The following is a 23,632-nucleotide window of genomic DNA, read 5'->3' on the forward strand; positions in this document are numbered from 1 at the left end:
TCCGTAGGTTCGCAGCGGTACAATTCCCTGGCCGGTTTCCCGGTCTTCGCGTTTCCCGGCTTCGCCCTGCGCTCCCGCCCTGCGGATCGCGGCCGGCGGCGCGCTGCGGGCAGGGGTGTCGGCAAAGGTCCCCGGGACGGGCGTGATCGTCGTCTGATTCGCGCGAAACCGCGCGCATTCCGCTTTGTCGGCCCTCGAAAGGTCGATTTCAAGGCGAAACCGCCCGATCCCCGCCCTTTCCCGAAAAGTGCGGCCGGGAAGGGGTGTCCGCGCCGGCCGTGGCGAAAGGAAGGCGAGGATTCGGCCGGAATTTGGGCATTCCCGAAACTACTGGATTGCGCAACGCGGCTGCTTATGGTTTTTCAGGCCGACTTTGACATCGGTCAAACTGCGGTCAAGTAATCCTTGCGGCGTTTTGACACCCCTTTCTGTCATCTCGACATGCGATAAGCTAAGGGGTATCGGGCGTGGCGCGGGGTGACCCGGCGACGGGCTTGGCGTTGCGCCTGGGCGGCGCGGCGCCTGCAAGAGACAATTGGCGCGGCCTGCGGCAGCCAGCAGTGGTGGCGCAGCGCACGCAAGAGACATGTAGTGGGATTTCGCCTGGCACAGCTGGCCGGCGGGGTCAGGAAGGGAGCACGGACGTGACAGGACTGGTCAAGCGTCTGACGAAGATTGCAGCGGCGGCGCTCGCCCCGCTCGCCTTTGCCGGTGCGGCGTCGGCCGCCCAGCCGATGCCGTGGCAGCTGGGATTCCAGCCGGCCGCGACGGAAGTGATGGAGGACATCACCTGGTTCACCGACTTCACGCTGGTGATCGTGACGATCATCACGCTGTTCGTCCTGGGCCTGCTGGTGTGGTGCATCATGCGCTTCAACTCCAAGGCCAACCCGACGCCGTCGCGGACCTCCCACAACACCTTCATCGAGGTGGTGTGGACGCTGGTCCCGATTCTCGTCCTGGTGATGATCTCGATCCCCTCGTTCCGCCTGCTCTACAAGCAGATCGAGATCCCGGAATACGACATGACCATCAAGGTGACCGGCTACCAGTGGTACTGGGGCTACGAGTACACCGACGAGGCGATGTCCGACATTTCCTTCGAGTCGATCATGCTGCGCGAAGAGTCCGAGCGGGCCGAGCGCGCCGCCGCCTTCAACCGGCCGATCGAGGAATATCCCCGCCTGCTGGCCGTCGACAACGAGGTCATCGTTCCGGTCGGCAAGACGGTCCGTCTGCAGATCACCGCAGCCGACGTGATGCACTCCTTCGCCATGCCGGCCTTCGGCGTGAAGATGGACGCCATCCCGGGCCGCCTGAACGAGACCTGGTTCAACGCCAAGCAGACCGGCATCTTCTACGGCCAGTGCTCCGAGCTCTGCGGCAAGGACCATGCCTTCATGCCGATCGCCATCCGGGTGGTCGAGGAAGAGCAGTTCCAGGCCTGGGCCGAAGCTGCCAAGAGCGACGTCGAAGAGGCGACCCGCCAGCTGATGGCGACCATCGCCAAGCCGGCCGGCACCGCCGCCGCCCCGGCGGCCGGCTCGCTGGACGTCGCCGCACGCTGATCGAATTCACGGCGTGCGAGGCCGTGCCCCGCACGCCGCCAGGTCCGCACCGGGCCAAGTTCACACGGGCTTGTTCCCGGTCCGACGGGCCGAGGTAAGATTCTCTAACGAGGGAGCTGGAAGATGGCCACTGCGGCGCATGCCCACGGCGATCAGGACCGTCCTACGGGATGGACGCGCTGGGTCTATTCGACCAACCACAAGGACATCGGTGTCCTTTATCTGATTTTCGCGATCATCGCGGGTATCATCGGCGGCGCGCTCAGCGTCGGCATTCGCCTGGAGCTGCAAGAGCCGGGCATGCAGTACTTCACCGATCCGCACACGTTCAACGTGTTCACCACCTCGCACGGCCTCATCATGATCTTCTTCATGGTCATGCCGGCGCTGATCGGTGGCTTCGCCAACTTCTTCGTGCCGATCATGATCGGCGCGCCGGACATGGCGTTCCCGCGGATGAACAACATCTCGTTCTGGCTGCTGCCGCCGGCATTCCTGCTGCTGCTGCTGTCGCTGTTCGTTGAAGGCCCTCCGGGCGCCAACGGCGTTGGCGGCGGCTGGACGATCTATCCGCCGCTGTCGACCTCGGGCCAGCCCGGACCGGCGATGGATCTGGCGATCCTGGCCCTGCACGTGGCCGGTGCCTCCTCGATCCTCGGCGCGATCAACTTCATCACCACCATCTTCAACATGCGCGCCCCGGGCATGACGCTGCACAAGATGCCGCTCTTCGCCTGGTCGGTGCTCGTGACCGCCTTCCTGCTGGTGCTGTCGCTGCCGGTTCTGGCCGGTGCCATCACCATGCTGCTGACGGACCGCAACTTCGGCACGACGTTCTTCGATCCGGCCGGCGGCGGTGACCCGATCCTGTTCCAGCACCTGTTCTGGTTCTTCGGTCACCCGGAAGTGTACATCCTGATCCTGCCGGCCTTCGGCATCGTCAGCCACATCATCTCCACCTTCGCCCGCAAGCCGATCTTCGGCTATCTCGGCATGGCCTACGCCATGGTCGCGATCGGCGTCGTCGGCTTCATCGTGTGGGCGCACCACATGTACACCGTCGGCCTCGATGTCGACACGCAGGCCTACTTCGTCGCGGCGACCATGGTCATCGCGGTGCCGACCGGCGTGAAGATCTTCTCGTGGATCGCCACCATGTGGCAGGGCTCGATCTCCTTCCGCACCCCGATGCTGTGGGCGGTCGGTTTCATCTTCCTGTTCACCGTCGGCGGCGTGACGGGCGTGCAGCTGGCCAATGCCGGCCTCGACCGCGCGATGCACGACACCTACTTCGTGGTGGCGCACTTCCACTACGTGCTCTCGCTCGGTGCCGTGTTCGGCATCTTCGGTGCCTGGTACTACTGGTTCCCGAAGATGTTCGGCTACATGTACAACGAGACGATCGGCAAGGCGCATTTCTGGATCACCTTCATCGGCGTCAACCTGATCTTCTTCCCGCAGCACTTCCTGGGCATGGCCGGCATGCCGCGCCGCTACGTCGACTATCCGGACGCGATGGCCGGCTGGAACGCTGTGTCGTCCTACGGCTCGTACATCTCGGCCTTCGCGGTCCTGGTGTTCCTGTTCGGCATCTTCGAGGCCTTCTCGAAGAAGCGCGTGGCCGGCGACAACCCGTGGGGCGAGGGCGCGACGACGCTGGAGTGGACCCTGTCCTCGCCGCCGCCGTACCACCAGTTCGAGACCCTGCCGCGGATCAAGTGATCCAGGCATGACACGGACAGGCCGCGCCGGCATCCCGGCGCGGTCACCCGGCAGGGCCCCGACAGGGTCCCGCCCCCGGCAGGCGCCCTTCGGGGCGCCGCGCCATTGAGGTTCCCGCCCGCCTACCGTGATCGGCACGGGCAAGACCGAGCCGCTCCCCGAGGGCGGAATGCACGAGAAAGACCTGGCCCCCGAGGGCTGGGACGCACGAGAGAGACCGGAACAGACATGTCGCTCGCAGACTACCAGGACCGCAGGCTGGACGCCGTCGCCCATGGCGGGCAGGGCGACGTCGGCGACTACCTGGCGCTGCTCAAGCCGCGGGTGATGTCGCTCGTCATCTTCACGGCGCTGGTCGGCCTGCTGATCGCCCCGGGCGGCATCCATCCGGTGCTCGGCGCGGTGGCGATCCTGTGCATCGCGGTCGGTGCCGGCGCCTCGGGCGCGCTGAACATGTGGTACGACGCCGACATCGACGCGGTCATGTCGCGCACCGCGCGCCGCCCGATCCCGGCCGGCAAGGTCACCCCCGACGAGGCGCTCGCCTTCGGCCTGACGCTCTCGGCGTTCTCGGTGCTGGTGCTCGGCCTTGCGGTGAACTGGCTGGCCGCCGGCTTGCTGGCCTTCACCATCTTCTTCTACGCCGTCGTCTACACGATGTGGCTGAAGCGCTCGACGCCGCAGAACATCGTCATCGGCGGCGCCGCCGGCGCCTTCCCCCCGATGATCGGCTGGGCTGCGGTGACCGGCACCGTGACGGTGGAAAGCATCGTCCTGTTCCTGATCATCTTCATGTGGACGCCGCCGCACTTCTGGGCGCTGTCGCTGTTCAAGCGCGGCGACTACGAGGCGGCCCGCGTGCCGATGCTGCCCGTCGTTGCCGGCGAGGACGCGACGCGCACGCAGATCCTCGTCTATTCGGTGCTGCTGGCCCCGATCGGCGTCGCCCCGACGCTGCTGGGCTTCGCCTCGCTGGTCTACGGCGTTGCCGCGGCGGTGCTCGGCGTCGCCTTCGTCTGGTACGCCTGGCGCGTCTATGCGCGGCGCGAGGGCGATGCGGCGCGCAAGGCGGCGGTGCGGCTGTTCGCCTTCTCGCTCGTCTACCTGTTCCTCGTCTTCGCCCTGCTGCTCGCCGACAGCGTCGTCGCGCGCCTGATCGCGGGAGGCTGGCTGTGAGCGACGACGGTATCCGCCAGACGGAAGAGCAGAAGAAGCGCCAGCGCAAGCGCTCGGTCGCCATCGGCCTCGCCATTGCCGGGCTGGTGCTGCTCTTCTACGTGATCACGCTGGTCAAGATGGGACCGGGCGTGCTCAACCGGCCCCTGTAACGGACCCTGCGAGAGGAAGGCATCGCATGACGCGACAGACCGACACCCCCGACCAGGCATCCGCGACGCCGCGCGATGCAACCGCACCGGACCGCCAGGCGGTTCTGGCCCGCAAGAACCGGCGCATCGCCGTCACCGTGCTCGGCGGCGTGATGATGATGGTCGGCGCGGCCTATGCGGCCGTTCCGCTCTACGAGCTGTTCTGCCAGGTCACCGGCTATGGCGGCACCACCCAGCGCGCCGACGCGCCGACCGGCACGATCATCGACCGCACGATCACGGTCCGCTTCGACGGCAACGTCAACTCGAACCTGCCGTGGACCTTCGGTCCGAAGGAGCGGGCGATCACCCTGCGCATGGGCGAGAGCCGCCAGACCGCCTACACCGCGCACAACAACGGCGGCGACGGCAATATCGGCACGTCGGTGTTCAACGTGACGCCCTTCGAGGCCGGCGCCTACTTCAACAAGCTCGAGTGCTTCTGCTTCACCGAGCAGCCGCTCGCGGCCGGCGAATCCGTCGAGATGCCGGTGGTCTTCTTCATCGACCCTGCGATGGACGAGGACCCGAACATGAAGCATATCAAGGAGATCACCCTCTCCTACACGTTCTTCCCTGCAAAGGGACCTGAAACGCCGGTGGCCGCGGCTCCTGCCGTGACGCCGGATCCAAGCAACCGCATGTGAGTGCGCAGGCCCGCCTGCCGGCGGCATGACTTTAATCGGGGGAGTGTACCCATGGCGCATGCCAAGAACCACGACTACCACATCGTAGATCCGAGCCCGTGGCCGTTCCTCGGCGGCGTCGGCGCCTTCATCATGGCGCTCGGCGCGGTCGGCCTGTTCCGCTACACCCAGGGCAACGAGTTCCTGCTGTTCGGCTTCAACCTCGCAGGCTGGGGCATCTTCGCGGTCGGCACGCTGCTCGTGCTCTACGTGATGTTCGGCTGGTGGCGCGATACCATCCGCGAGTCCATCGCCGGCGATCACACCCCGGTGGTGCAGCTGCACCTGCGCTACGGCATGCTGCTGTTCATCGCCTCCGAGGTGATGTTCTTCGTGGCCTGGTTCTGGGCCTTCTTCGACGCCTCGCTGTTCACCAGCGAAGCCACCCAGTACGCCCGCGTCGAGGCGACCGGCGGCGTGTGGCCTCCGGTGGGCATCGAGACTTTCGATCCCTGGCACCTGCCGCTGCTCAACACGCTGATCCTGCTGACCTCCGGCACCACGGTCACCTGGGCGCACCACGCGATCCAGCACAACGACCGCGAAGGCCTGAAGTGGGGCCTGACGCTGACGGTGCTGCTCGGCGTGCTCTTCACGATCTGCCAGATCTACGAGTACAGCCATGCGGCCTTCGGCTTCTCCGGCTCGATCTACGGCGCGACCTTCTTCATGGCGACCGGCTTCCACGGCTTCCACGTCTTCGTCGGCACCGTGTTCCTGGCCGTTTGCCTGATCCGCGCCTCGATGGGCCAGTTCACCCCGAAGAAGCATTTCGGCTTCGAGGCAGCAGCCTGGTACTGGCACTTCGTCGACGTGGTGTGGCTGTTCCTGTTCGTGACGATCTACGTCTGGGCGGCCGGCCCGGCCCACTGACGCAAGGCGCAAGCCCCATGCGTTTCCGTCTGCTGAAGACGATCCTGATCCTGTCCGCGGCGGCACCTGTCGCCGCGGACTTTGCTTTTGCGCAGGTGCCTGCATCTGCCGCGTCCGAGGGCGGCGTCGAGACGGTTCTCGTCGAGAAGGGCGAGCGCCGGCTGCAGCTTCTGGGCGCAGACGGCGCGGTGCTGAAGAGCTACACGATCGCGCTCGGCGGCGACCCGCTCGGCCACAAGCAGCGCGAGGGCGACGGCCGCACCCCGGAAGGGCGCTACACGATCGACTGGCGCAACCCGCAAAGCGCCTATCACCTGTCGCTGCACATTTCCTATCCGGACCAGGACGACACGCGCCGCGCCAACGAACGCGGCGAGGACCCGGGCGGGATGATCATGATCCATGGCATGCGCAACGGGCTGGGCTGGCTCGGCTCCCTGCATCAATATGTCGACTGGACCGACGGCTGCATTGCCGTCACCAATGCGGAAATGGATGAGATCTGGCGGCTGGTCCCCAACGGCACGCCGATCGAGATCCGCCCCTGACCGCGCCCGCGGTCCGGTAGCCTGAAGCATGTCGCTTTTCCGCCGAGTGACGGACATGCTCTATTGTCGTACGCATTTCCGGACGGGAAACCGGTTCCCGCCTTTCGCGGAATTGCCCTGGCGCCGGGAGCGCAACGCAGATGAGTGAACCGACCGCCGACCGCGCGCTCTATCCGCCGCAGGATCCGCTGCGTGTGGGCCTTGCCGGGCGCTGCCCGCGCTGCGGCCAGGGCCGCCTGTTCAAGGGCTATCTGGCGACGCGCCCGTCCTGCTCCAATTGCGGCCTCGATTTCGACTTCGCCGACAGCGGCGACGGCCCGGCGGTGTTCATCATCATGATCGTCGGCTTCGTCGTCGTCGGCCTGGCGCTGGCCGTCGAGATGTCGATCCGCCCGCCGATCTGGGTGCACATGATGCTGTGGCTGCCGCTCACGCTGATTCTCGGCCTCGGCATGCTGCGGCCGCTGAAGGGTCTGATGATCGCCCAGCAATACAGGCACAGCGCCAAGGAGGGGCGGGTTGACGAGTAACGCATCCACCGCGCCGGCACCTGCCGCCAAGCGCCGCCTGCTGCTGCCGGGCCTCGTCGCCTTCGTCGTGTTCTGCGCGCTGATGACGCTCGGCACCTGGCAGGTCCTGCGCCTGCAATGGAAGCTCGCGCTGATCGAGCGGGTCGAGGAGCGGATCGACCTTGCGCCCGTCGATCCGCCCGCCCCGGAGGCGTGGGAAGGGATCGACGAGGACGCCTGGGACTACCGGCCGGTGCGCCTTAAAGGCAAGTTCCTCGAGGGCGAGGTCTATTATTACATCGCGCTCAGCGAGCCGCACGGGACCTTCGGCGGTCCGGGCTATCTCGTCTATGCGCCGTTCCGCACCGAGGCCGGACCGGTGGTGATGGTCAATCGCGGCTTCGTGCCGGAGGCCCGCCGCCTGCCCGAGAGCCGGCCGGGCAGCGAGCCGCCGGCAGGCGAGGTGGAAATCGCCGGCCTGTGGCGGCGCGACGAACGCGGCAACATGTTCACGCTGGATGCCGATCCCAAGACGCAGGTCTGGTTCGTGCGCGAGGCACCGAAGATGGCGGCCTCGCTCGGGATCGGCGACGCGCCGCTCGCGCCCTTCAGCGTCGATCTGCGCACCGAGGCGACGCCGGCCGGCGGCTTGCCGCAGGCGGGCGAGACGATCATCTCCTTCCGCAACAACCACCTGCAATACGCGGTCACCTGGTACGGGCTCGGCCTGGTGCTGATCGGCGTGTTCATCGCCTTCGCCCGCAGCGAGACCCGCCGCCCGTCCGGAGAGTAGGGGCGTCTTCGGCCCCTGCCGCCGACGCTCCAGCGCCTCCTTTCGTCATGCCGGGCAAGGCGGACGGGATGACGCTGGGAGGGGTGGGAGTGCCGTCGCTGCTGTTGCTTACCCCCCTCTGTCGGCTGCGCCGACATCTCCCCCTCAAGGGGGGAGAAAGGAGCGTGGGCTCGGTCCGCGTACCCTCGCCGCCGCTCTGGCAACCAATGGGCCCCGGATCTCGCCATGCTCGTCCGGGGTGACGGCAGAGGGGATGTGGGCGGGTGTGTCATTCTCAGGCCGTCAACCCGGTGCTGATCGCCATCTCGCCCTCTCGGTTGTCATCCCGGACGAGGCCGCAAGGCCGATGATCCGGGATCCAATGGCAACCCCGGCAGGGGCGAGACGCGAGCGCATGGCCATCTCCACGGCTGTCACGCCTGCGCAGGCAGGCGTCCAGTATCCGCCGGGGCGGATGGTGGCGCACAGGCGTCTGCCGGCCATCGCGAAGGCCGCTAGCGGCACCGCCGAGGCCTCACTCGAACCGCACGGGGTTACTGGATCCCGGTCTTCGGCTGTGCCGAAACCGGGATGACATCCTGGGGGTGGTGCCGCGCAAGGTGGCGGGTCAGGGCGGAGTTATGGCCTGCGCCATTAAAAAGCCGGGCCGCGAGGCGGCCCGGCTTGATGTCACCTGAAAGCGCCAGCCCCGGCCGGTGCGCGAAGGCCCCGGCCGAAGGCGTCAGGATCAGAGCGCGGCGAGGATGCCGGCAGCGCCCGAAACCTCGGCCTTGCCCGGCATTTCCTCGATGTTGAGGGCCGTGACCTTGCCGTCCTTGACGATCATCGCATAGCGCTTGGAGCGGATGCCGAGGCCGGCGCCCGAGGCGTCGAGCTCGAGGCCGATGGCCTTGGCGAAGTCGGCGCTGCCGTCGGCGAGGAAGGTGATCTTGTCGGCGCCGGTGGCCTTGGCCCAGGCGTTCATCACGAACACGTCGTTGACCGACACCACCGCGATCTCGTCGACGCCCTTGGACAGGATCGTGTCCGCGTGCTCGACGAAGCCCGGCAGGTGGTTGTTGTGGCAGGTCGGCGTGAAGGCGCCGGGAACCGCAAAGAGCACCACGGTGCGGCCAGCGAAGAGATCGGAGCTGCTGCGCTCGGCCGGGCCGTCGGCAGTCATGATCTTGAACTTGGTCTCGGGCAGGGTGTCGCCAACCTTGATCGTCATGTTCGGAAGTCTCCTCAAGAGGGTGAACGAGGGCGTCGCGATGCGGCAGGCGGCCGCATGGCGTCCGCCTCCTGACATAGGGTGTTCCGGCGCGCCCGTCGAGCGGCAGTGACGGACTAGTTCGCGGCCGGCGGCACTTCGCTGCGATGCTCGACGGCCGTCGCGCCCTCCACCAGCGTCAGGGCCAGCGGCCGGGAGCCGTCGGCACTGCTGGCAAGGCCGCGCGCCGGCAGGGCGAAGCGGGCGGTGGTGCCGTCCCGCTCCAGCAGCACCGGCACGCCATTGTAGGAGCCTTCCATCCCTTCGGCGAAAAGGTCGACGGGGTCGGTCGGCGAAGCGAGCTCGGCGGTGATGACGAGGGTCTCCTCGGGCGCCTTGCCATGCGCCGGGGCAAGGTCCTTCCGCTCGATGGCGGCAATGCGCGGCGGCGCCTCGCCCTGCGGGCGCGGCAGCGCGGCCCTTGCCGCGGAAATCGCCTGGCGGGCGGCAAAGTCCGGTCCGCCGTCGCCGAGCGGCAGCTCCAGCTGCGCCTCGCCCGGCATGCAGATCTCCCGGCAGACGCCGAAGCTCACATGCGCCCGAAGCACGGGCGCGGCCTCGCCCGGTGCCGGCTCCAGGTCGATCGGCAGCACGATGCGGTCGTGATAGACGATGGAGGTGGCATAGGGGTCGGAATAGCGCTCGGGCACGGGAAAGCGCAGGCGCGCCGAGGCAAGGCCGGAGGACGCGCCGAAGTCGGCGAGGGTCGGAATGCCGGCCTCGCCCGGAAAGCGCCAATAGGTGTGCCAGCCGTCCTCGAGGCGGATCTCCAGCGCCGCATCCCAGGCAGCCGACGCCCCGCCGGCATTGGCGGCGTCGGGGCCGGCGGAGACGAGCCGCACGCTGGCGGCGCCGACGCTGACCCACGGGCTTTCGCCCGCATGGGCGCTGCCGCCAAGGGGCGCGCCGAGCGCGGCGGCGAGCACGAGGCCGGTCAGGGCGAGGCGCGCAAGGGCGCGCGGGCGGCGGCTGGCGAAAAAGGTCCTGTCCTGCATGGCAATCCCGGCGAACTGCTCCATCTTGACGGTCAAGGGACTGGAAGTGTTGGCGCAAATCGCCTTGCCGGTCCACAGGCGAAGCGCCACATCTGCGTGATCGCGGGTGCTGCGGCGGTTAACATGCCGCAAGGCGCGGCGTAAGATGAGGCCCTGCCGGCGCGTCGCTTCGCGGCAGGAGGCGGACGAAACGGGCATTCAAAGGGTCCGGGGTGCAGGACGGGAACGAGAGGCCATGAAAAGCGAAGACCTCGGTCGGACGTCCCTTGCGGGACAGCTGCTGATCGCGATGCCGCAGATGGCGGACGAGCGGTTCGCGCATTCCGTGATCTATCTGTGCGCCCACTCGGCGGAAGGGGCGATGGGCATCATCGTCAACCAGCGGGCGCCGAGCCTCAGCTTTCCCGAGCTGCTGCGCCAGCTCGACATCATCCCCGACGATCAGAACATCCGCCTGCCGGCGCCGGCCGACCGCATGCAGGTGCATCGCGGCGGCCCGGTGGAGACGGGGCGCGGCTTCGTGCTGCACTCGCAGGACTTCGTCATCGCCAATTCGACCATGCCGGTGCAGGACGGCATCTGCCTGACGGCAACGCTCGACATCCTGCGCGCCATCGCCGAAGGGCGCGGGCCGGCACAGGCGATGCTGGCGCTGGGATATGCCGGCTGGGGCGCCGGGCAGCTGGAAGCCGAGATCCAGGAAAACGGCTGGATCACCGGGCCGGCGGACGAAGGCATCGTCTTCGACGCCGCGCTCGACAGCAAGTGGGACCGCGCGCTCGCCAAGATCGGCATCGCGCCGGCGATGCTGTCCAGCGAAGCCGGCCACGCCTGACCACCGCACTGTTCCGGCGCCGTTCGCGGGTTTTCGGGCATGGCGCCTTGTTACCCGGCACACGCAATCCTGCTGGCAAACCATCCGGCTTGCCCGGACCGGAGCCGAGGGATAGGGTGCGGCTGAGAAACGGGCCCGAGCACCGGCCGGCCGCGCCGAGCGGCGCCTGGCCGGACGAGGCCGGGCTGCCGGGGCAGGCAGGCCGCCGGCTAGCGAGGGCATACCGGACCGCAGACGGGATGCGACCGGCGCCGGATCGAAGGACGGGGAGCTGACCCGCCCGGGCGATCCGATGCGGCGGCTGCATCCGCTGCCGGTTCGCAAGAGAGACTTTCTGGAGGATATCGCCGCCGTGAAATATGTCAGTACCAGGGGCGAGGCGCCGGTTCTCGGGTTTTCCGACGTTCTTCTGACCGGACTTGCCGCGGATGGCGGTCTCTACGTTCCCCAGACCTGGCCGAAACTGTCGCGCGAGACCATCGCCGGCTTTGCCGGACGTCCCTACGCGGAGGTCGCGCAGGCGGTGATCGAGCCCTTCGTCGGCGACGACATCTCCCGCGAGGATCTCGCGGCGATGATCGGAGAGGCCTATGCGGGCTTTCGCCATCCGGCGGTGACGCCCTTGGTGCAGGTCGCGCCGAACCGCTTCGTGCTGGAGCTGTTCCACGGTCCGACGCTCGCCTTCAAGGACGTGGCGATGCAGCTGCTCGGCCGGCTTATGGACCATGTGCTGAGCGCCCGCGGCCAGCGCGCCACCATCGTCGGCGCCACCTCCGGCGACACGGGCGGCGCGGCCATCGAGGCCTTCCGCGGCCGCGAGCGCACCGACATCTTCGTGCTGTTCCCGGACGGGCGCGTCTCCGACGTACAGCGCCGGCAGATGACGACGCCGACCGAGGCCAATGTGCACTCGCTGGCGCTTGCCGGCACGTTCGACGACTGCCAGACGATCCTCAAGGGCATGTTCACCCACGCGGCCTTCCGCGACCGGGTGCAGCTGGCCGGCGTCAACTCGATCAACTGGGCGCGCATCGTCGCGCAGGTGGTCTACTACTTCGTGGCCGGTGCCGCCCTCGGCGCGCCGCATCGCCCGATCTCCTTCACCGTGCCGACCGGCAATTTCGGCGATATCCTCGCCGGCTATGTCGCGGCCAAGATGGGCCTGCCGATCGAGCGGCTGGTGATCGCCACCAACGCCAACGACATCCTCGCACGCACGCTGGAAAACGGCGCCTACGAGACTCGCGGCGTGGTGCCGACGATCTCGCCGTCGATGGACATCCAGATCTCGTCCAACTTCGAGCGGCTGCTGTTCGAGGTGCACGGGCGCGATGGTGCCGAAATCCGCTCGCTGATGGCCCGGCTGTCGCAGTCCGGCCGCTTCGAGCTGGCGGAGGCCCCGCTTGCCGCGATTCGCGAGGGCTTCGATGCCGGGCGCTGCGGCGAGGCGGAGACGGCGGCGACCATCGAGCGCACGCTGCGCGAGACCGGCTACCTGCTCGACCCGCACACGGCCATCGGCCTGCATGTCGCCGAGCAGCGGCCGGCGAGCGATGCACCGATGGTGGTGCTGGCGACGGCGCATCCGGCGAAGTTCCCCGATGCGGTGGAGGCGGCCTGCGGCGTGCGCCCGGCGCTGCCGCCGGAGCTGGAGCCGATGATGAGCGCTCCGGAGCGTTTCACCAAGATGGCGGCCGAACGCGGCGAGATCGAACGCCACATCCTCGATACAGCCCGCGCCGCCACGATGGAGGTGTCCTGATGCAGGTGCGGGTGACGAGGCTGGCCAACGGCCTCAGGGTCGTGACCGACACCATGCCGCACCTGCGCACCGCCGCGCTCGGCGTGTGGGTGGGGGCGGGCTCCCGCTCCGAGACGCCGGACCAGAACGGCATCACCCACCTGCTGGAACACATGGCCTTCAAGGGCACGGCGACCCGCACGGCGCGCGAGATCGCCGAGGAGATCGAGGCGGTCGGCGGCGAGCTGAACGCCTCCACCAGCGTCGAGCACACCAACTATTATGCCCGCGTGCTGGCCGAGGACGTGCCGCTGGCGGTCGAACTAATCGCCGACATCCTGCAGAATTCCAGCTTCGATGCCGAGGAGCTGGCGCGCGAGAAGCACGTGATCCTGCAGGAGATCGGCGCCGCGCACGACACGCCCGACGACAAGGTGTTCGACCAGTTCCAGGAGACCGCCTGGAGCGACCAGGCCATCGGCCGGCCGATCCTGGGCACCCGCGAGACGGTGATGTCCTTCACGCCGGAGGACCTGCGCGCCTATCTTTCCGAGCATTACCGGGCCGAGAACATGGTGCTGGCGGCCGCCGGCGCGGTCGATCACGACGCGGTGGTGAAGCTCGCCGAAGAGCATCTCGGCAACCTGTCGGGCAAGCCGAGCATCGAGCCGGTCGCCGCCCGCTACAACGGCGGCAGCACGCTGCTGGAGCGCGAGCTGATGGAGGTCCAGCTGGTGCTGGGCTTCGAGGGCGTGCCCTACCGCGCGCCCGACTACTATTCGGTGCAGGTGCTGGCTTCGGTGATGGGCGGGGGCATGTCCTCGCGCCTGTTCCAGGAAATCCGAGAGACCCGCGGCCTGTGCTACGCGATCTATTCCTTCCACTGGGCGTTCCAGGACACCGGCCTCTTCGGCGTCCATGCGGCGACCGGCGAGGAGGATATCGGCAAGCTCTTCCCCGTGCTGGTGGACGAGCTCGGCCGCGCCTCGCAGGAGATCGTCCAGGCCGACCTCGACCGGTCCAAGGCGCAGATCCGCGCCGGGCTGATGATGTCGCTGGAAAGCCCGGCCGCCCGCGCCGGCCAGATCGCCCGCCAGCTGATGATCCACGGCGAGGTGCTGTCGCCGGAGGAGATCCAGAGCCGCATCGATGCGGTGACGCTGGACAGCGTGCGCGCGGCGGCCGCCAAGGTCTTCGCCGGGGCACCGACGCTCTCCGTCGTCGGCCCGAAGGCGGGCAGCCTGCCGCTGGCGCTCGACGCCGATGCGGTGGCAGAGCGGCTGGGCGGTGCCATGCCGGCGCGCGCCGTCGGCGCCTGAGACCCGCACGGAGGCGGCAATGTCCTTGTTCCGGGCGTTCTCCGGCTCCGAGCCGGTCCGGACCCTGATCGCAGGGGAGGGGGAGAACGCCCTGATGCTGCGTCAGCCGCAGCCGCAGGACCATGCCCAATGGGCGGCCCTGCGCGAGGCGAGCCACGCCTTCCTGCAGCCCTGGGAGCCGCTATGGGCGGCGGACGAGCTGTCCCGCGCTTCCTATCGCCGGCGCCTGCGCCGCTACGCACGCGAGATGCGCGAGGACCGGGCCTATCCCTTCTTCCTGTTCCGCCTCGCCGACGGGGTGCTGGTGGGCGGGGTGACGCTGTCCAACATCCGCCGCGGCGTCGCGCAGGCCGCCTCGCTCGGCTACTGGATGGGCGCGCCGCATGCCGGGCGCGGCCACATGAGCCGGGCGGTGCAGGCGCTGCTCGGCTTCGCCTTTTCCGAACTGTCGCTGCACCGGGTCGAGGCGGCCTGTCTGCCGCACAATGTCGCCTCGCAGCGGCTCCTTGAAAAAGCCGGCTTTTGCCGCGAGGGCTACGCCCGCCGCTACCTGCGCATCGCCGGGGAGTGGCAGGATCACCTGCTGTTTGCCCGTCTGGCCAGCGACACCGCCGCGCCGCAGGGCCTTGCCACCATCTCCGCCGCGAGCGTCGCCGTCTGGCAGGCGCAGGTGCCGGCGGACCCCGGCGCCCCCGCCGGCGCCGGAGAGAAAGAAATCTTGTGAGATGGGTTTGATGCCGATAAGTCTCCGGCACCGCGCGCTGCGCGACGTGAAACGGACGAACCGCGTGCCCTTTTTCAGGTTCCTTGTGCTTGCGCTGGCAGCATGGCTCATCGCCTATGCCCCGGCAGCGGCCGTCGAGGCGGTGGAGGTCCGCTCCTCCACCGATGCGCTGGACCTGACCAGTGCCGTCGACCTCTATCCCAACGAAGGCGCCAGCCTGCAGGTCTCGACCGCGCCCGGCGCCGACGGCATCGTCCGCCGCATCGAGGTGAACTCGCGCGACGACGCCAACACCAGCTGGGCCGTCTTCGCCCTGTCCAATCCCGGTGACGAGCAGATCGACCGGCTGATCGTTGCCCCGTTCTTCCAGCTCGTCGGCTCGCGGCTGATCTGGCCGGACCTCGGCGCCTCGCGCATCGCGTCGATCACGCCGAGCCAGGGTATCGCCCCCGAACGCCAGTCGAGCCAGGAGGCGGACGTCTTCCTGATCACGCTCGATCCCGGCGCGGTGGTCACCTATGTGGTGGAGATGCGCACGCCCGGCCTGCCGCAGCTGCGCCTGTGGGAGCCGAACGTCTACAAGGACACGGTCAACGCCTACACGCTCTATCGCGGCATCATTCTCGGCATTTCCGGCCTTCTGGCGCTGTTCCTGACCATCCTTTTCGTGGTCAAGGGCACGATCATGTTCCCGGCGACGGCGGTGCTGGCCTGGTCGGTGCTGTCCTACCTGACCATCGACTTCGGGTTCTGGAACAAGGTCCTGCAGATCACGCCGGGCGAGGAACAGCTCTACCGCGCCTGCGCCGAGGTGGCGCTGGCGGCGAGCCTGATCATCTTCCTCTACGCCTATCTCAACCTCAACCGCTGGCACATCCGCTACAGCCACCTGGCGCTCGGCACTCTGATCCTGGTGCTCGGCCTGCTCGGCATCGCGGTCTGGGACCCGTCCGTCGCCGCCGGCATCGCCCGCGTGTCGCTCGGCATCATCGGCGTGCTGGGCTTTGCGGTGATCGCGGCGCTGGCGCTGCAGGGCTACGACCGGGCGATCATGCTGGTGCCGACCTGGGTGCTGCTGCTGTCCTGGCTGGTGGGCGCGGCGATGACGGTGACCGGATCGCTGGCCAACGACATCGTCCAGCCGGCACTGGCCGGCGGCCTGGTGCTGATCGTGCTGCTGATCGGCTTCACGGTGATGCAGCACGCCTTTGCGGGCGGTGCCATCGCGCAGGGGCTGATCTCGGACGTTGAGCGGCGGGCGCTGGCGCTGACCGGCTCCGGCGACATCATCTGGGACTGGGACGTCGACCGCGACCGCATCTCCACCGGCAACGAGGTGGAGGACCTGCTCGGCCTCAAGCAGGGCCTGCTGGAGGGACCGGCGCGCGACTGGCTCGACGTGCTGCACCCGCAGGACCGCGACACGTTCCGCACCACGCTGGACGCGGTGATCGATCAGCGCCGCGGCCGGATCTCGCAGGCCTTCCGCCTGCGCGCCGACGACGGCCATTTCCGCTGGTTCCGCCTGCGCGCGCGGCCCATCGTCGGCTCCGACGGCGAGGTGATCCGCTGCGTCGGCACGCTGCTCGACATCACCGACCAGAAGGTGACCGAGGAACGGCTGCTGCACGATGCGGTGCACGACAACCTGACCGGGCTGCCCAACCGCGAGCTGTTCATGGACAGGCTGCAGGCGGCAATTGCCCGCTCGCGCGCGGAAAAGCTCGGCCGTCCTTCCGTGCTGATCATCGATCTCGACCGGTTCAAGCAGGTCAACGATTCCATCGGCCTGTCGGCCGGCGACAGCATCCTGCTGACCATCGCGCGGCGCGTCTCGCGCCAGCTGAAGCCGCAGGATTCGCTCTCGCGCCTGTCCGGCGACACCTATGCGCTGCTGCTTCTCTCCGAACAGTCGGCCGACCGGATCGCCGCCTTCGCCGACGCGGTGCGCCGCGCGGTGCGCTCGCCCATCACCTTCGGCGAGCGGGAAGTGTTCCTGACCTCCTCCGTCGGCATCGCCATCTATGAGACCGAAGGGTCCTCGGCGGCCGAGCTGATGCGCGAGGCGGACATGGCGATGAACCATGCCAAGCGGCTCGGCGGCGACCGGGTGGAGGTGTTCCGCCCGACGCTGCAGACCGGCACGCGCAGCCGCGCCGAGCTGGAAGGCGACCTGCGCAAGGCGCTGAAGACTGACGGCATCACCGTGTTCTATCAGCCCATCGTGCGCTTGGTGGACCGCTCCATCGCCGGCTTCGAGGTGCTGGCCCGCTGGAACCATCCAACCCGCGGGGCGATCTCGCCGGCCGAGTTCATCCCCATCGCCGAGCAGTCGGGCATCATCAACGAGCTGGGCCTGTTCGTGCTCGACAAGGGCGCGCGCCAGCTCGCCGACTGGCAGCAGAGCTTCCGCCTGCCGGTGCCGCTGTTCGCCAGCGTCAACATCTCCTCGCTGCAGCTGCTGCGCCACGACCTGATCAACGACGTGAAGTCGGTGCTGTCACGCTCCTCCATCGCGCCGGGAACGCTCAAGCTGGAGCTGACGGAATCGGTGGTGATGGCCAATCCGGAATATTCGGCGCGGATGCTGGAGCGGTTGCGCGCGCTCGGCGCCGGCCTGTCGCTGGACGATTTCGGCACCGGCTATTCGAGCCTCAGCTACCTGCAGCGCTTCCGCTTCGACACGATCAAGGTCGACCAGTCCTTCGTGCGCCCGAACGGCCGCAGCGCCCGGCCCGTGATCCTGCGCTCGATCATCGCGCTCGGCCACGACCTCGGCATGCAGGTGGTGGCGGAAGGGGCGGAGACGGAGTCCGATTCGCTCGAGCTGCACCAGCTCGGCTGCGAATACGCCCAGGGCTTCCTGTTCGGCCAGCCGATGGAAGCCGCCCAGGCGACGAAGCTCCTGCAGGCGGAAATGGACGCGTTGCGGTCGTAAAACACGCGGAGAATCCGGGGTCTCTTCGCTTCTTCCCTGACAGGCAACTGAATGGTTGCCTTTCTGTCGCGTCGCTGTAAGGTAAAAGGCAACCGGAGGGTTGCGCGATGAGCGACAGGATCGTCAAGAAGGTGGAGTTGAAGGCGCCGGTTTCGCGGGTCTGGCGGGCATTGTCGGACCACGAGGAATTCGGCGCGTGGTTTCGGGTCAGGCTCGACGGGCCGTTCGTTCCCGGCAGCATCTCGACCGGCCGGATGACCTATCCCGGCTACGAACATTATCCCTGGCTCGCCACCGTGGAGAAGATGGAGCCGGAGCGGCTGCTCTCCTTCAGGTGGCACGATTTCGACGAGGCGTCCGGCGTCGCGGTCGGCGATCAGCCCACGACGCTGGTCGAGTTCCGGCTGGAGCCGGTGGAGGGGGGAACCTTGCTGACGATCACCGAAAGCGGCTTCGAGGCGCTGCCGGATGCGCGGCGGCTGGAGGTCCTGCGCGGCAACACGCAGGGCTGGAACATCCAGGCGGAGAACATTGCCAGGCATGTCGCACCCTCGAGCTGACACGTCCTCCGTCGCTTCGGTGTTCGCCGCGCTCGGCGACCCGACACGTCTGGCTTTGCTGTCCCGGCTGGCGGACGGGCCTGCGCAGTCGGTCGTCGAGCTGACGCGCGGCACCGGCCTAACCCGGCAGGGGATCAGCAAGCATCTGGCCGTTCTGGAGGAGGCGGGCGTCGTCTCCAGCACCCGGGTCGGGCGGGAGAGCCGCTTCGCCATCCAGCCGGCCGGACTGGCCGAGGCAAGCCGCTATCTGGAGCGGGCCTCGCGGCAATGGGACGAGGCGGCGGCGCGGCTGCGTGCGCTCGTGGAGGACTGACCCGGAAGGCCGGTCCCCAAAGCAGCTCTGCGGCTACCTTTTCTTGAACGGTGCCATGCCCTTGCGGGCGAGCTCGTCGGCGCGCTCGTTGTCGTCGTGCCCGGCATGGCCCTTGACCCAGTGCCAGGTGACGTCGTGGCGGCCGCGAGCCGCATCCAGCGCCTGCCACAGCTCGGCATTCTTCACCGGCTTCTTGTCGGCGGTGCGCCAGGCGTTGCGCTTCCAGTTGAACATCCACTTGGTGATGCCGTCGCGCACATAGGTGCTGTCGGTGTGCAGCTCGACCTTGCACGGGCGCTTGAGCGCGTTCAGGGCCTCGATGGCCGCCGTCAGCTCCATGCGGTTGTTGGTGGTCTGCGCCTCACCGCCGCACAGCTCGCGCTCATGCGCGCCGGAGCGCAGGAGCGCGCCCCAGCCGCCGGGCCCCGGATTGCCCGAGCACGCCCCATCCGTGTGGATGACGACGTGCGCCTGCTCGACCGTCTCGCTCATGGGGCAAGCCCGTAGTCGGAGGCGGTGGAAACGCCCTGGTGGAAGCGCAGCTTGCGCAGGTATTCGCGCGGGTCCTTCGGGGTGACCAGCGCGCCCGGCGGCACGCGCAGCCAGTCGTGCAGGCGCGTCAGCAGGAAGCGCAGCGCCGAGCCGCGCGCCAGCAGCGGCAGGGCGGCGAACTCCGCGTCCGTGAAGTCGCGCACCTGGCGATAACCGTTGAGCAGCGCCCGCGCCTTGGTGACGTTGAACGAGAGATCCGGCTCGAAGCACCAGGCATTGAGGCAGATCGCCACGTCATAGGCGAAGGCATCGTTGCAGGCGAAATAGAAGTCGATCAGCCCGGACAGGCGCTCGCCGATGAAGAAGACGTTGTCGGGGAAGAGATCCGCATGAATGACGCCGGAGGGAAGACCGGTCGGCCAGCGGCTCTCCAGATGGTCGAGCTCGGCGGTCAGCTCGGCCGCGAGGCCCGGGACGACGGTGTCGGCCTGGTCGAGCGAGGCGCCGAGCAGCGGCCGCCAGCTGTCCACCGACAGGGTGTTGGGGCGCTGGCCGGCAAAGTCCGCACCGGCGAGATGGAAGCGGGCGAGCGCCTCGCCGAGCTCGGCGCAATGCTCGCGCTTGGGCCGGCGCACCCACATGCCGTCGAGGAACGAGATGATGGCGGCGGGCCGCCCGGCCAGCTCGCCCAGCATCGCGCCGGAGCGCGCGGCGATCGGCTGCGGGCAGGAAATGCCGCGCGCCGCCAGATGGCGCATCAGCTCCAGGAAGAACGGCAGGTCGGCCGGGTTCACCCGCTTCTCGTAGAGCGTCAGGATGAAATAGCCGCTCGTCGTGTGCAGCAGGAAGTTCGAGTTCTCGACGCCTTCGGCGATGCCCTTCAGGGCCAGCGTGTCGCCGATATCGTAAAGGGCGACGAAGGCCGCAAGGTCCTCGTCCGAGACGTCAGTGTAGACAGCCATGGGGTCGGGTTCGTTTTCCGGGCGTGAGAAGGGTCAGGACTACTCGGCCGCCTCGCGCAGGGCGCGGGGCAGGTTGAAGGAGATCGTCTCCTCGGCCGTGCGCACGCTGTCGACGGTGACCTCGTAACGCTCGCCAAAGGCGGCGATGATCTCCTCCACCAGGACCTCGGGCGCGGAAGCGCCGGCGGTGATGCCGAGGCTCGTCAGCGGCGGAAGCGCGTCCCAGGGAATGTCGGCGGCGCGCTGCACCAGCAGCGCGACCGGGCAGCCGGCACGCTCGGCGACCTCGCGCAGGCGCTGCGAGTTCGACGAATTCGGCGCGCCGACGACGATCAGCGCCTCGACGTCCGGGGCAACCGCCTTGACCGCTTCCTGCCGGTTGGTGGTGGCGTAGCAGATGTCGTCCTTGTGCGGGGCGACGATGTCGGGGAAGCGGGCGGTCAGCACCTCGACGATCTGGGCGGTGTCGTCCACCGACAGCGTGGTCTGGGTGATCCAGGCGAGCGGCCGGTCTCCGGCCGGCTCGAACGCCCGCGCGTCCTCCACCGTCTCGACGAGGCGCACGGCGCCCTCGGGCAACTGGCCCATCGTGCCGATGACTTCCGGGTGGCCGGCATGGCCGATCAGCACGATCTCGCGGCCGCGGCGGAAGTGGATCTCCGCTTCCTTGTGGACCTTGGAGACCAGCGGGCAGGTGGCGTCGAGATAGAACATGTTGCGCGAGCGCGCGTCCTCGGGCACCGACTTCGGCACGCCGTGCGCGGAGAACACCACCGGGCGGTCGTGATGGCCGTCCGGGATCTCGTCCAGCTCTTCGACGAAGACGGCGCCCTTGGTCTTCAGGCTCTCGACGACGAACTTGTTGTGCACGATCTCGTGACGCACGTAGACCGGCGCGCCGAAGCGCTCGAGCGCCAGCTCGACGATCTGGACGGCACGGTCGACGCCGGCGCAAAAGCCCCGCGGGGCGCAAAGCAGCACCTTGAGCGGCGGGCGGTTTCCGGCGGAAGGGTCTGAAGCCAAGAGGGCCTCCTTGCAGTCGGCGTCGGCGGGGAGCCGCGACGCACGGGCTTTGCTGGCAATAGAGGTACGGGGGCAGGGCGTGTCAAGGGCAGGGAGGCCAAGTCGTGAGGCGGGAAAGCGCCGCGCGCCCGCAGCCGCTCGCCAAGCGCCGGTCCGCCTGATATAGACGTTGCCCTGAACGAGTATGCGTCCTTGAGCAGAATTGGGAAGATTGGCATGCAGCACGCCGACTGGATCCGTCGTACGGGCCCGCTCGCCTCGCTCGCACTCGGCCTTGCCGTTGCGGCCTGCGGTACGGATATCGGAGGGGTCAGCAACGACGTGGCCAAGACCGTGATCTCCGGCAACGCCGCCGGCAAGTCGGTGGTGGAGGACATCAATCCCGAGACCTTCCGGCAGGAGGTGCCTTGCCCGCCGCTCGGGGTGGAGCCGGACCGCTACCTGCTGATGACCTACGACCGGGGCAAGCAGGACGACCCGCAGGGCCTGCGCTACCAGGCGAACATCGAGAAGTGGGCGCGCAAGTGCAAGCGCGGCGCCGATGGCGGCGTGGTAATGACCGTCGGCGTCTCCGGGCGCGTGACGCCGGGTCCGGCGTGGCCGGGCGGCGAGATCATGCTGCCGCTCCGCGTGTCGGTCACCGACACGGATGCCGCCAACGCCAAGCCTCAGGTGCGCCAGCTCGCCGTGCCGGTAACGCTGGGCGCGGGTGCGCCGGCCGAGCAGTGGGCGCTGGTGGAGGACGTCGCTCTTCCCCAGGGCGGTTCGTCCAAGGTGCAGATTGCGCTGGACGAGACGGGAAAACGTCGGCAATAGGAAGGGCATGTTGACAGTGCGACAGGCGCTGTCGACAATGCGACATGAATGACAGGTGGCGTGGACGTTGTGCGCCGCCGGCAGGGACCTGAGGACGCATGTCTTCGCGATCCTGCTTCAAGGACTTGCGGGAGAGATCGGCATCACGGGTGCCGGCGCCGAAGGAGCAACCGCCCCGGAAACTCTCAGGCAAAAGGACCGCAGGTCGAGCAACGCTCTGGAAAGAAGTCCGGACCGCCCTTCGGGTCGGGGTCGGGCTCACCGAAGGAGTAACCGCCTCACATACGGGCGCCGGTCACGGACCGGAGGCCGGGCGGGAAATCTCTCAGGTCGTCAGGACAGAGGGGGTGCGTGGATACGAAACCGTGTTCGCGTCACCAGACCCTCTAGCGCCAGGACGACCACATGGCCGATCACGCCGACGGACCTCTGCTTTCGACGCCCCTGACGGATCTGCACCGCGAGCTCGGTGCGCGTCTCGTGCCGTTCGCCGGCTACGAGATGCCGGTCCAGTATCCCGCCGGCATCATCGCCGAGCACAGCCATACCCGCGAGAAGGCCGGTCTCTTCGACGTGTCGCACATGGGCCAGGCCTGGCTGGTCGGCCCTGACCACGAGACGACGGCCCGCGCGCTCGAGGCGATGGTTCCCTCCGACGTCGCCGTGCTGAAGCCCGGCCGCCAGCGCTACACCGTGCTTCTGAACGCCGAAGGCGGCATCGTCGACGACCTGATGGTCGCGCGGCCGCAAGGCGCGGAGAACGAAGGCCGGCTGTTCCTGGTCGTCAACGCCTCGCGCAAGGCGGTCGACTACGCGCTGATCGCGGCGAACCTTCCCGATAACGTGACGCTGGAGGTCATCGAGGACCGCGCGCTGATCGCGCTGCAGGGCCCGATGGCAGCCGAGGTGATGGCCGCCCATGCGCCCGCCGCCGCGGACATGGCGTTCATGGGTGTCGCGCAGATGGAGTTCGACGGCATCGCCGTCTACGTCTCGCGCTCCGGCTATACCGGCGAGGACGGCTACGAGATCTCCGTGCCGGCCGGCGCTGCCGAGCCGCTGGCCCGGGCCCTGCTCGCCGACGAGCGCGTCGCCCCGATCGGACTCGGCGCGCGCGATTCGCTGCGGCTCGAAGCCGGGCTTTGCCTCTACGGCCACGACCTCGACGAGACCACCTCGCCGGTCGAGGGCGCGATCACCTTCGTGCTGCAGAAGCGCCGCAAGGAAGAGGCCAATTTCCCGGGCGCGGCCCGCATCCTGTCCGAACTGGCGGACGGCCCCTCGCGCGTGCGCGTTGGCCTGACGCTCGCCGGCCGTGCCCCGGCCCGCGAGGGCGCGGAGATCCGTGCCGCCGACGGCAGCGTCATCGGCGTTCTCACCTCGGGCGGCTTCGCGCCGACGCTGGGTGCCCCGATTGCCATGGGCTATGTCGACCCGGCCCATGCCGCCGTCGGCACGCCGGTGAAGCTGGTCGTGCGCGGCCGCGAACTCGAGGCCAGCGTCGCCGAGATGCCGTTCGTTCCCCAGCGCTACCATCGCAAGCCGTCCGCCTGACGGCCCCTTTGCCTATCGTTCCAGACAACCTGAAGCGGCCTGAAG

Annotated in this window: 22 protein-coding genes, 1 pseudogene and 1 riboswitch; of the genes and pseudogenes, 18 read left to right on the plus strand and 5 right to left on the minus strand. The window is 68.4% G+C overall.

Annotated features, from left to right (window positions below):
* Nucleotides 1-644: 644 nt before the first annotated feature.
* The 9 genes from coxB (at nucleotide 645) to BBX35_RS12860 (ending at nucleotide 8,066) form a co-directional block, all read left to right on the plus strand.
* Nucleotides 645-1,568 (plus strand): cytochrome c oxidase subunit II, encoded by a 924-nt coding sequence (gene coxB, locus BBX35_RS12825; protein WP_425274584.1) that lies wholly within the window; start codon nucleotides 645-647, stop codon nucleotides 1,566-1,568.
* A gap of 123 nt (nucleotides 1,569-1,691) precedes the next feature.
* A complete protein-coding gene (gene ctaD / locus BBX35_RS12830; RefSeq protein ID WP_067220646.1) occupies nucleotides 1,692-3,290 on the plus strand; it encodes a cytochrome c oxidase subunit I in 1,599 nt (532 codons plus the stop codon).
* Between the two features lie 228 nt (nucleotides 3,291-3,518).
* Nucleotides 3,519-4,466, plus strand: a complete 948-nt coding sequence (locus tag BBX35_RS12835; RefSeq protein ID WP_083206266.1) for a heme o synthase — start codon at nucleotides 3,519-3,521, stop codon at nucleotides 4,464-4,466.
* Nucleotides 4,463-4,618 carry a hypothetical protein gene (locus tag BBX35_RS23670; RefSeq protein WP_171901439.1) on the plus strand — a complete coding sequence of 52 codons (156 nt, stop codon included), beginning with the start codon at nucleotides 4,463-4,465 and terminating at the stop codon, nucleotides 4,616-4,618. Before BBX35_RS12835 ends, BBX35_RS23670 begins: the two co-directional genes overlap by 4 nt.
* A gap of 26 nt (nucleotides 4,619-4,644) precedes the next feature.
* Nucleotides 4,645-5,304, plus strand: a complete 660-nt coding sequence (locus BBX35_RS12840) for a cytochrome c oxidase assembly protein (protein ID WP_083206267.1) — start codon at nucleotides 4,645-4,647, stop codon at nucleotides 5,302-5,304.
* Nucleotides 5,305-5,355: 51 nt separating this feature from the next.
* Nucleotides 5,356-6,216 (plus strand): cytochrome c oxidase subunit 3, encoded by an 861-nt coding sequence (locus tag BBX35_RS12845; protein WP_067220648.1) that lies wholly within the window; start codon nucleotides 5,356-5,358, stop codon nucleotides 6,214-6,216.
* 17 nt (nucleotides 6,217-6,233) lie between these two features.
* Nucleotides 6,234-6,764: a L,D-transpeptidase family protein gene (locus BBX35_RS12850; RefSeq protein WP_067220651.1), complete on the plus strand. Its 531-nt coding sequence runs from the start codon at nucleotides 6,234-6,236 to the stop codon at nucleotides 6,762-6,764.
* Between the two features lie 140 nt (nucleotides 6,765-6,904).
* Entirely contained in the window at nucleotides 6,905-7,294 is a 390-nt protein-coding gene (locus BBX35_RS12855; RefSeq protein WP_067220653.1) for a DUF983 domain-containing protein, read from the plus strand.
* Entirely contained in the window at nucleotides 7,284-8,066 is a 783-nt protein-coding gene (locus BBX35_RS12860) for an SURF1 family protein (protein ID WP_067220655.1), read from the plus strand. Before BBX35_RS12855 ends, BBX35_RS12860 begins: the two co-directional genes overlap by 11 nt.
* Nucleotides 8,067-8,793: 727 nt before the next feature.
* Here BBX35_RS12860 and BBX35_RS12865 read toward each other — a convergent pair.
* Together BBX35_RS12865 and BBX35_RS12870 are read right to left on the minus strand one after the other, a co-directional pair.
* On the minus strand, nucleotides 8,794-9,276 hold the full coding sequence (locus BBX35_RS12865) for a peroxiredoxin (RefSeq protein ID WP_067220657.1): 483 nt from the start codon (nucleotides 9,274-9,276) through the stop codon (nucleotides 8,794-8,796).
* 116 nt (nucleotides 9,277-9,392) lie between these two features.
* On the minus strand, nucleotides 9,393-10,400 hold the full coding sequence (locus BBX35_RS12870) for a protein-disulfide reductase DsbD domain-containing protein (RefSeq protein WP_171901446.1): 1,008 nt from the start codon (nucleotides 10,398-10,400) through the stop codon (nucleotides 9,393-9,395).
* A gap of 145 nt (nucleotides 10,401-10,545) precedes the next feature.
* On the opposite strand from BBX35_RS12870, the gene BBX35_RS12875 reads away from it, so the two are divergent.
* From BBX35_RS12875 to BBX35_RS12905, 7 genes and pseudogenes are all read left to right on the plus strand, one after another.
* Complete coding sequence (locus BBX35_RS12875) at nucleotides 10,546-11,145, plus strand: YqgE/AlgH family protein (RefSeq protein WP_067220662.1); 600 nt, start codon at nucleotides 10,546-10,548, stop codon at nucleotides 11,143-11,145.
* A 352-nt stretch (nucleotides 11,146-11,497) separates the two neighbouring features.
* Nucleotides 11,498-12,886, plus strand: a pseudogene (thrC, locus tag BBX35_RS12880) (threonine synthase); the annotation flags it as partial.
* A 41-nt stretch (nucleotides 12,887-12,927) separates the two neighbouring features.
* Nucleotides 12,928-14,205 carry a M16 family metallopeptidase gene (locus BBX35_RS12885; protein WP_425274592.1) on the plus strand — a complete coding sequence of 426 codons (1,278 nt, stop codon included), beginning with the start codon at nucleotides 12,928-12,930 and terminating at the stop codon, nucleotides 14,203-14,205.
* A 19-nt stretch (nucleotides 14,206-14,224) separates the two neighbouring features.
* A complete protein-coding gene (locus tag BBX35_RS12890; RefSeq protein WP_067220667.1) occupies nucleotides 14,225-14,929 on the plus strand; it encodes a GNAT family N-acetyltransferase in 705 nt (234 codons plus the stop codon).
* Nucleotides 14,930-14,939: 10 nt separating this feature from the next.
* On the plus strand, nucleotides 14,940-17,867 hold the full coding sequence (locus tag BBX35_RS12895; protein WP_083206319.1) for an EAL domain-containing protein: 2,928 nt from the start codon (nucleotides 14,940-14,942) through the stop codon (nucleotides 17,865-17,867).
* Between the two features lie 107 nt (nucleotides 17,868-17,974).
* On the plus strand, nucleotides 17,975-18,427 hold the full coding sequence (locus tag BBX35_RS12900) for an SRPBCC family protein (protein WP_067220670.1): 453 nt from the start codon (nucleotides 17,975-17,977) through the stop codon (nucleotides 18,425-18,427).
* Nucleotides 18,408-18,740 (plus strand): ArsR/SmtB family transcription factor, encoded by a 333-nt coding sequence (locus tag BBX35_RS12905; protein WP_067220672.1) that lies wholly within the window; start codon nucleotides 18,408-18,410, stop codon nucleotides 18,738-18,740. The genes BBX35_RS12900 and BBX35_RS12905 overlap by 20 nt, the downstream gene beginning before the upstream one ends.
* A gap of 33 nt (nucleotides 18,741-18,773) precedes the next feature.
* Here the strand turns inward: BBX35_RS12905 and rnhA are convergent, their stop codons facing one another.
* From rnhA to ispH, 3 genes are read right to left on the minus strand one after another with little or no spacing between them, the layout of a single operon-like run.
* Nucleotides 18,774-19,232, minus strand: a complete 459-nt coding sequence (gene rnhA / locus BBX35_RS12910) for a ribonuclease HI (protein WP_067220675.1) — start codon at nucleotides 19,230-19,232, stop codon at nucleotides 18,774-18,776.
* The gene (gene thrB, locus BBX35_RS12915; RefSeq protein WP_067220678.1) at nucleotides 19,229-20,194 is read right to left on the minus strand and encodes a homoserine kinase; all 966 of its coding nucleotides are present in this window, start codon (nucleotides 20,192-20,194) and stop codon (nucleotides 19,229-19,231) included. The genes rnhA and thrB overlap by 4 nt, the downstream gene beginning before the upstream one ends.
* Before the next feature lie 39 nt (nucleotides 20,195-20,233).
* Entirely contained in the window at nucleotides 20,234-21,217 is a 984-nt protein-coding gene (gene ispH / locus BBX35_RS23915; protein WP_088946097.1) for a 4-hydroxy-3-methylbut-2-enyl diphosphate reductase, read from the minus strand.
* Nucleotides 21,218-21,433: 216 nt separating this feature from the next.
* Here ispH and BBX35_RS23920 point away from each other — a divergent pair, with 216 nt between their 5' ends.
* On the plus strand, nucleotides 21,434-22,033 hold the full coding sequence (locus BBX35_RS23920; protein WP_067221559.1) for a hypothetical protein: 600 nt from the start codon (nucleotides 21,434-21,436) through the stop codon (nucleotides 22,031-22,033).
* 118 nt (nucleotides 22,034-22,151) lie between these two features.
* A riboswitch (glycine riboswitch) is annotated at nucleotides 22,152-22,244 on the plus strand.
* A 194-nt stretch (nucleotides 22,245-22,438) separates the two neighbouring features.
* Nucleotides 22,439-23,587 (plus strand): glycine cleavage system aminomethyltransferase GcvT, encoded by a 1,149-nt coding sequence (gene gcvT, locus BBX35_RS12930; RefSeq protein ID WP_067220681.1) that lies wholly within the window; start codon nucleotides 22,439-22,441, stop codon nucleotides 23,585-23,587.
* The last annotated feature ends 45 nt before the right edge of the window (nucleotides 23,588-23,632 follow it).

It is taken from the genome of Stappia indica, assembly GCF_001696535.1.
Taxonomy (GTDB): domain Bacteria; phylum Pseudomonadota; class Alphaproteobacteria; order Rhizobiales; family Stappiaceae; genus Stappia; species Stappia indica.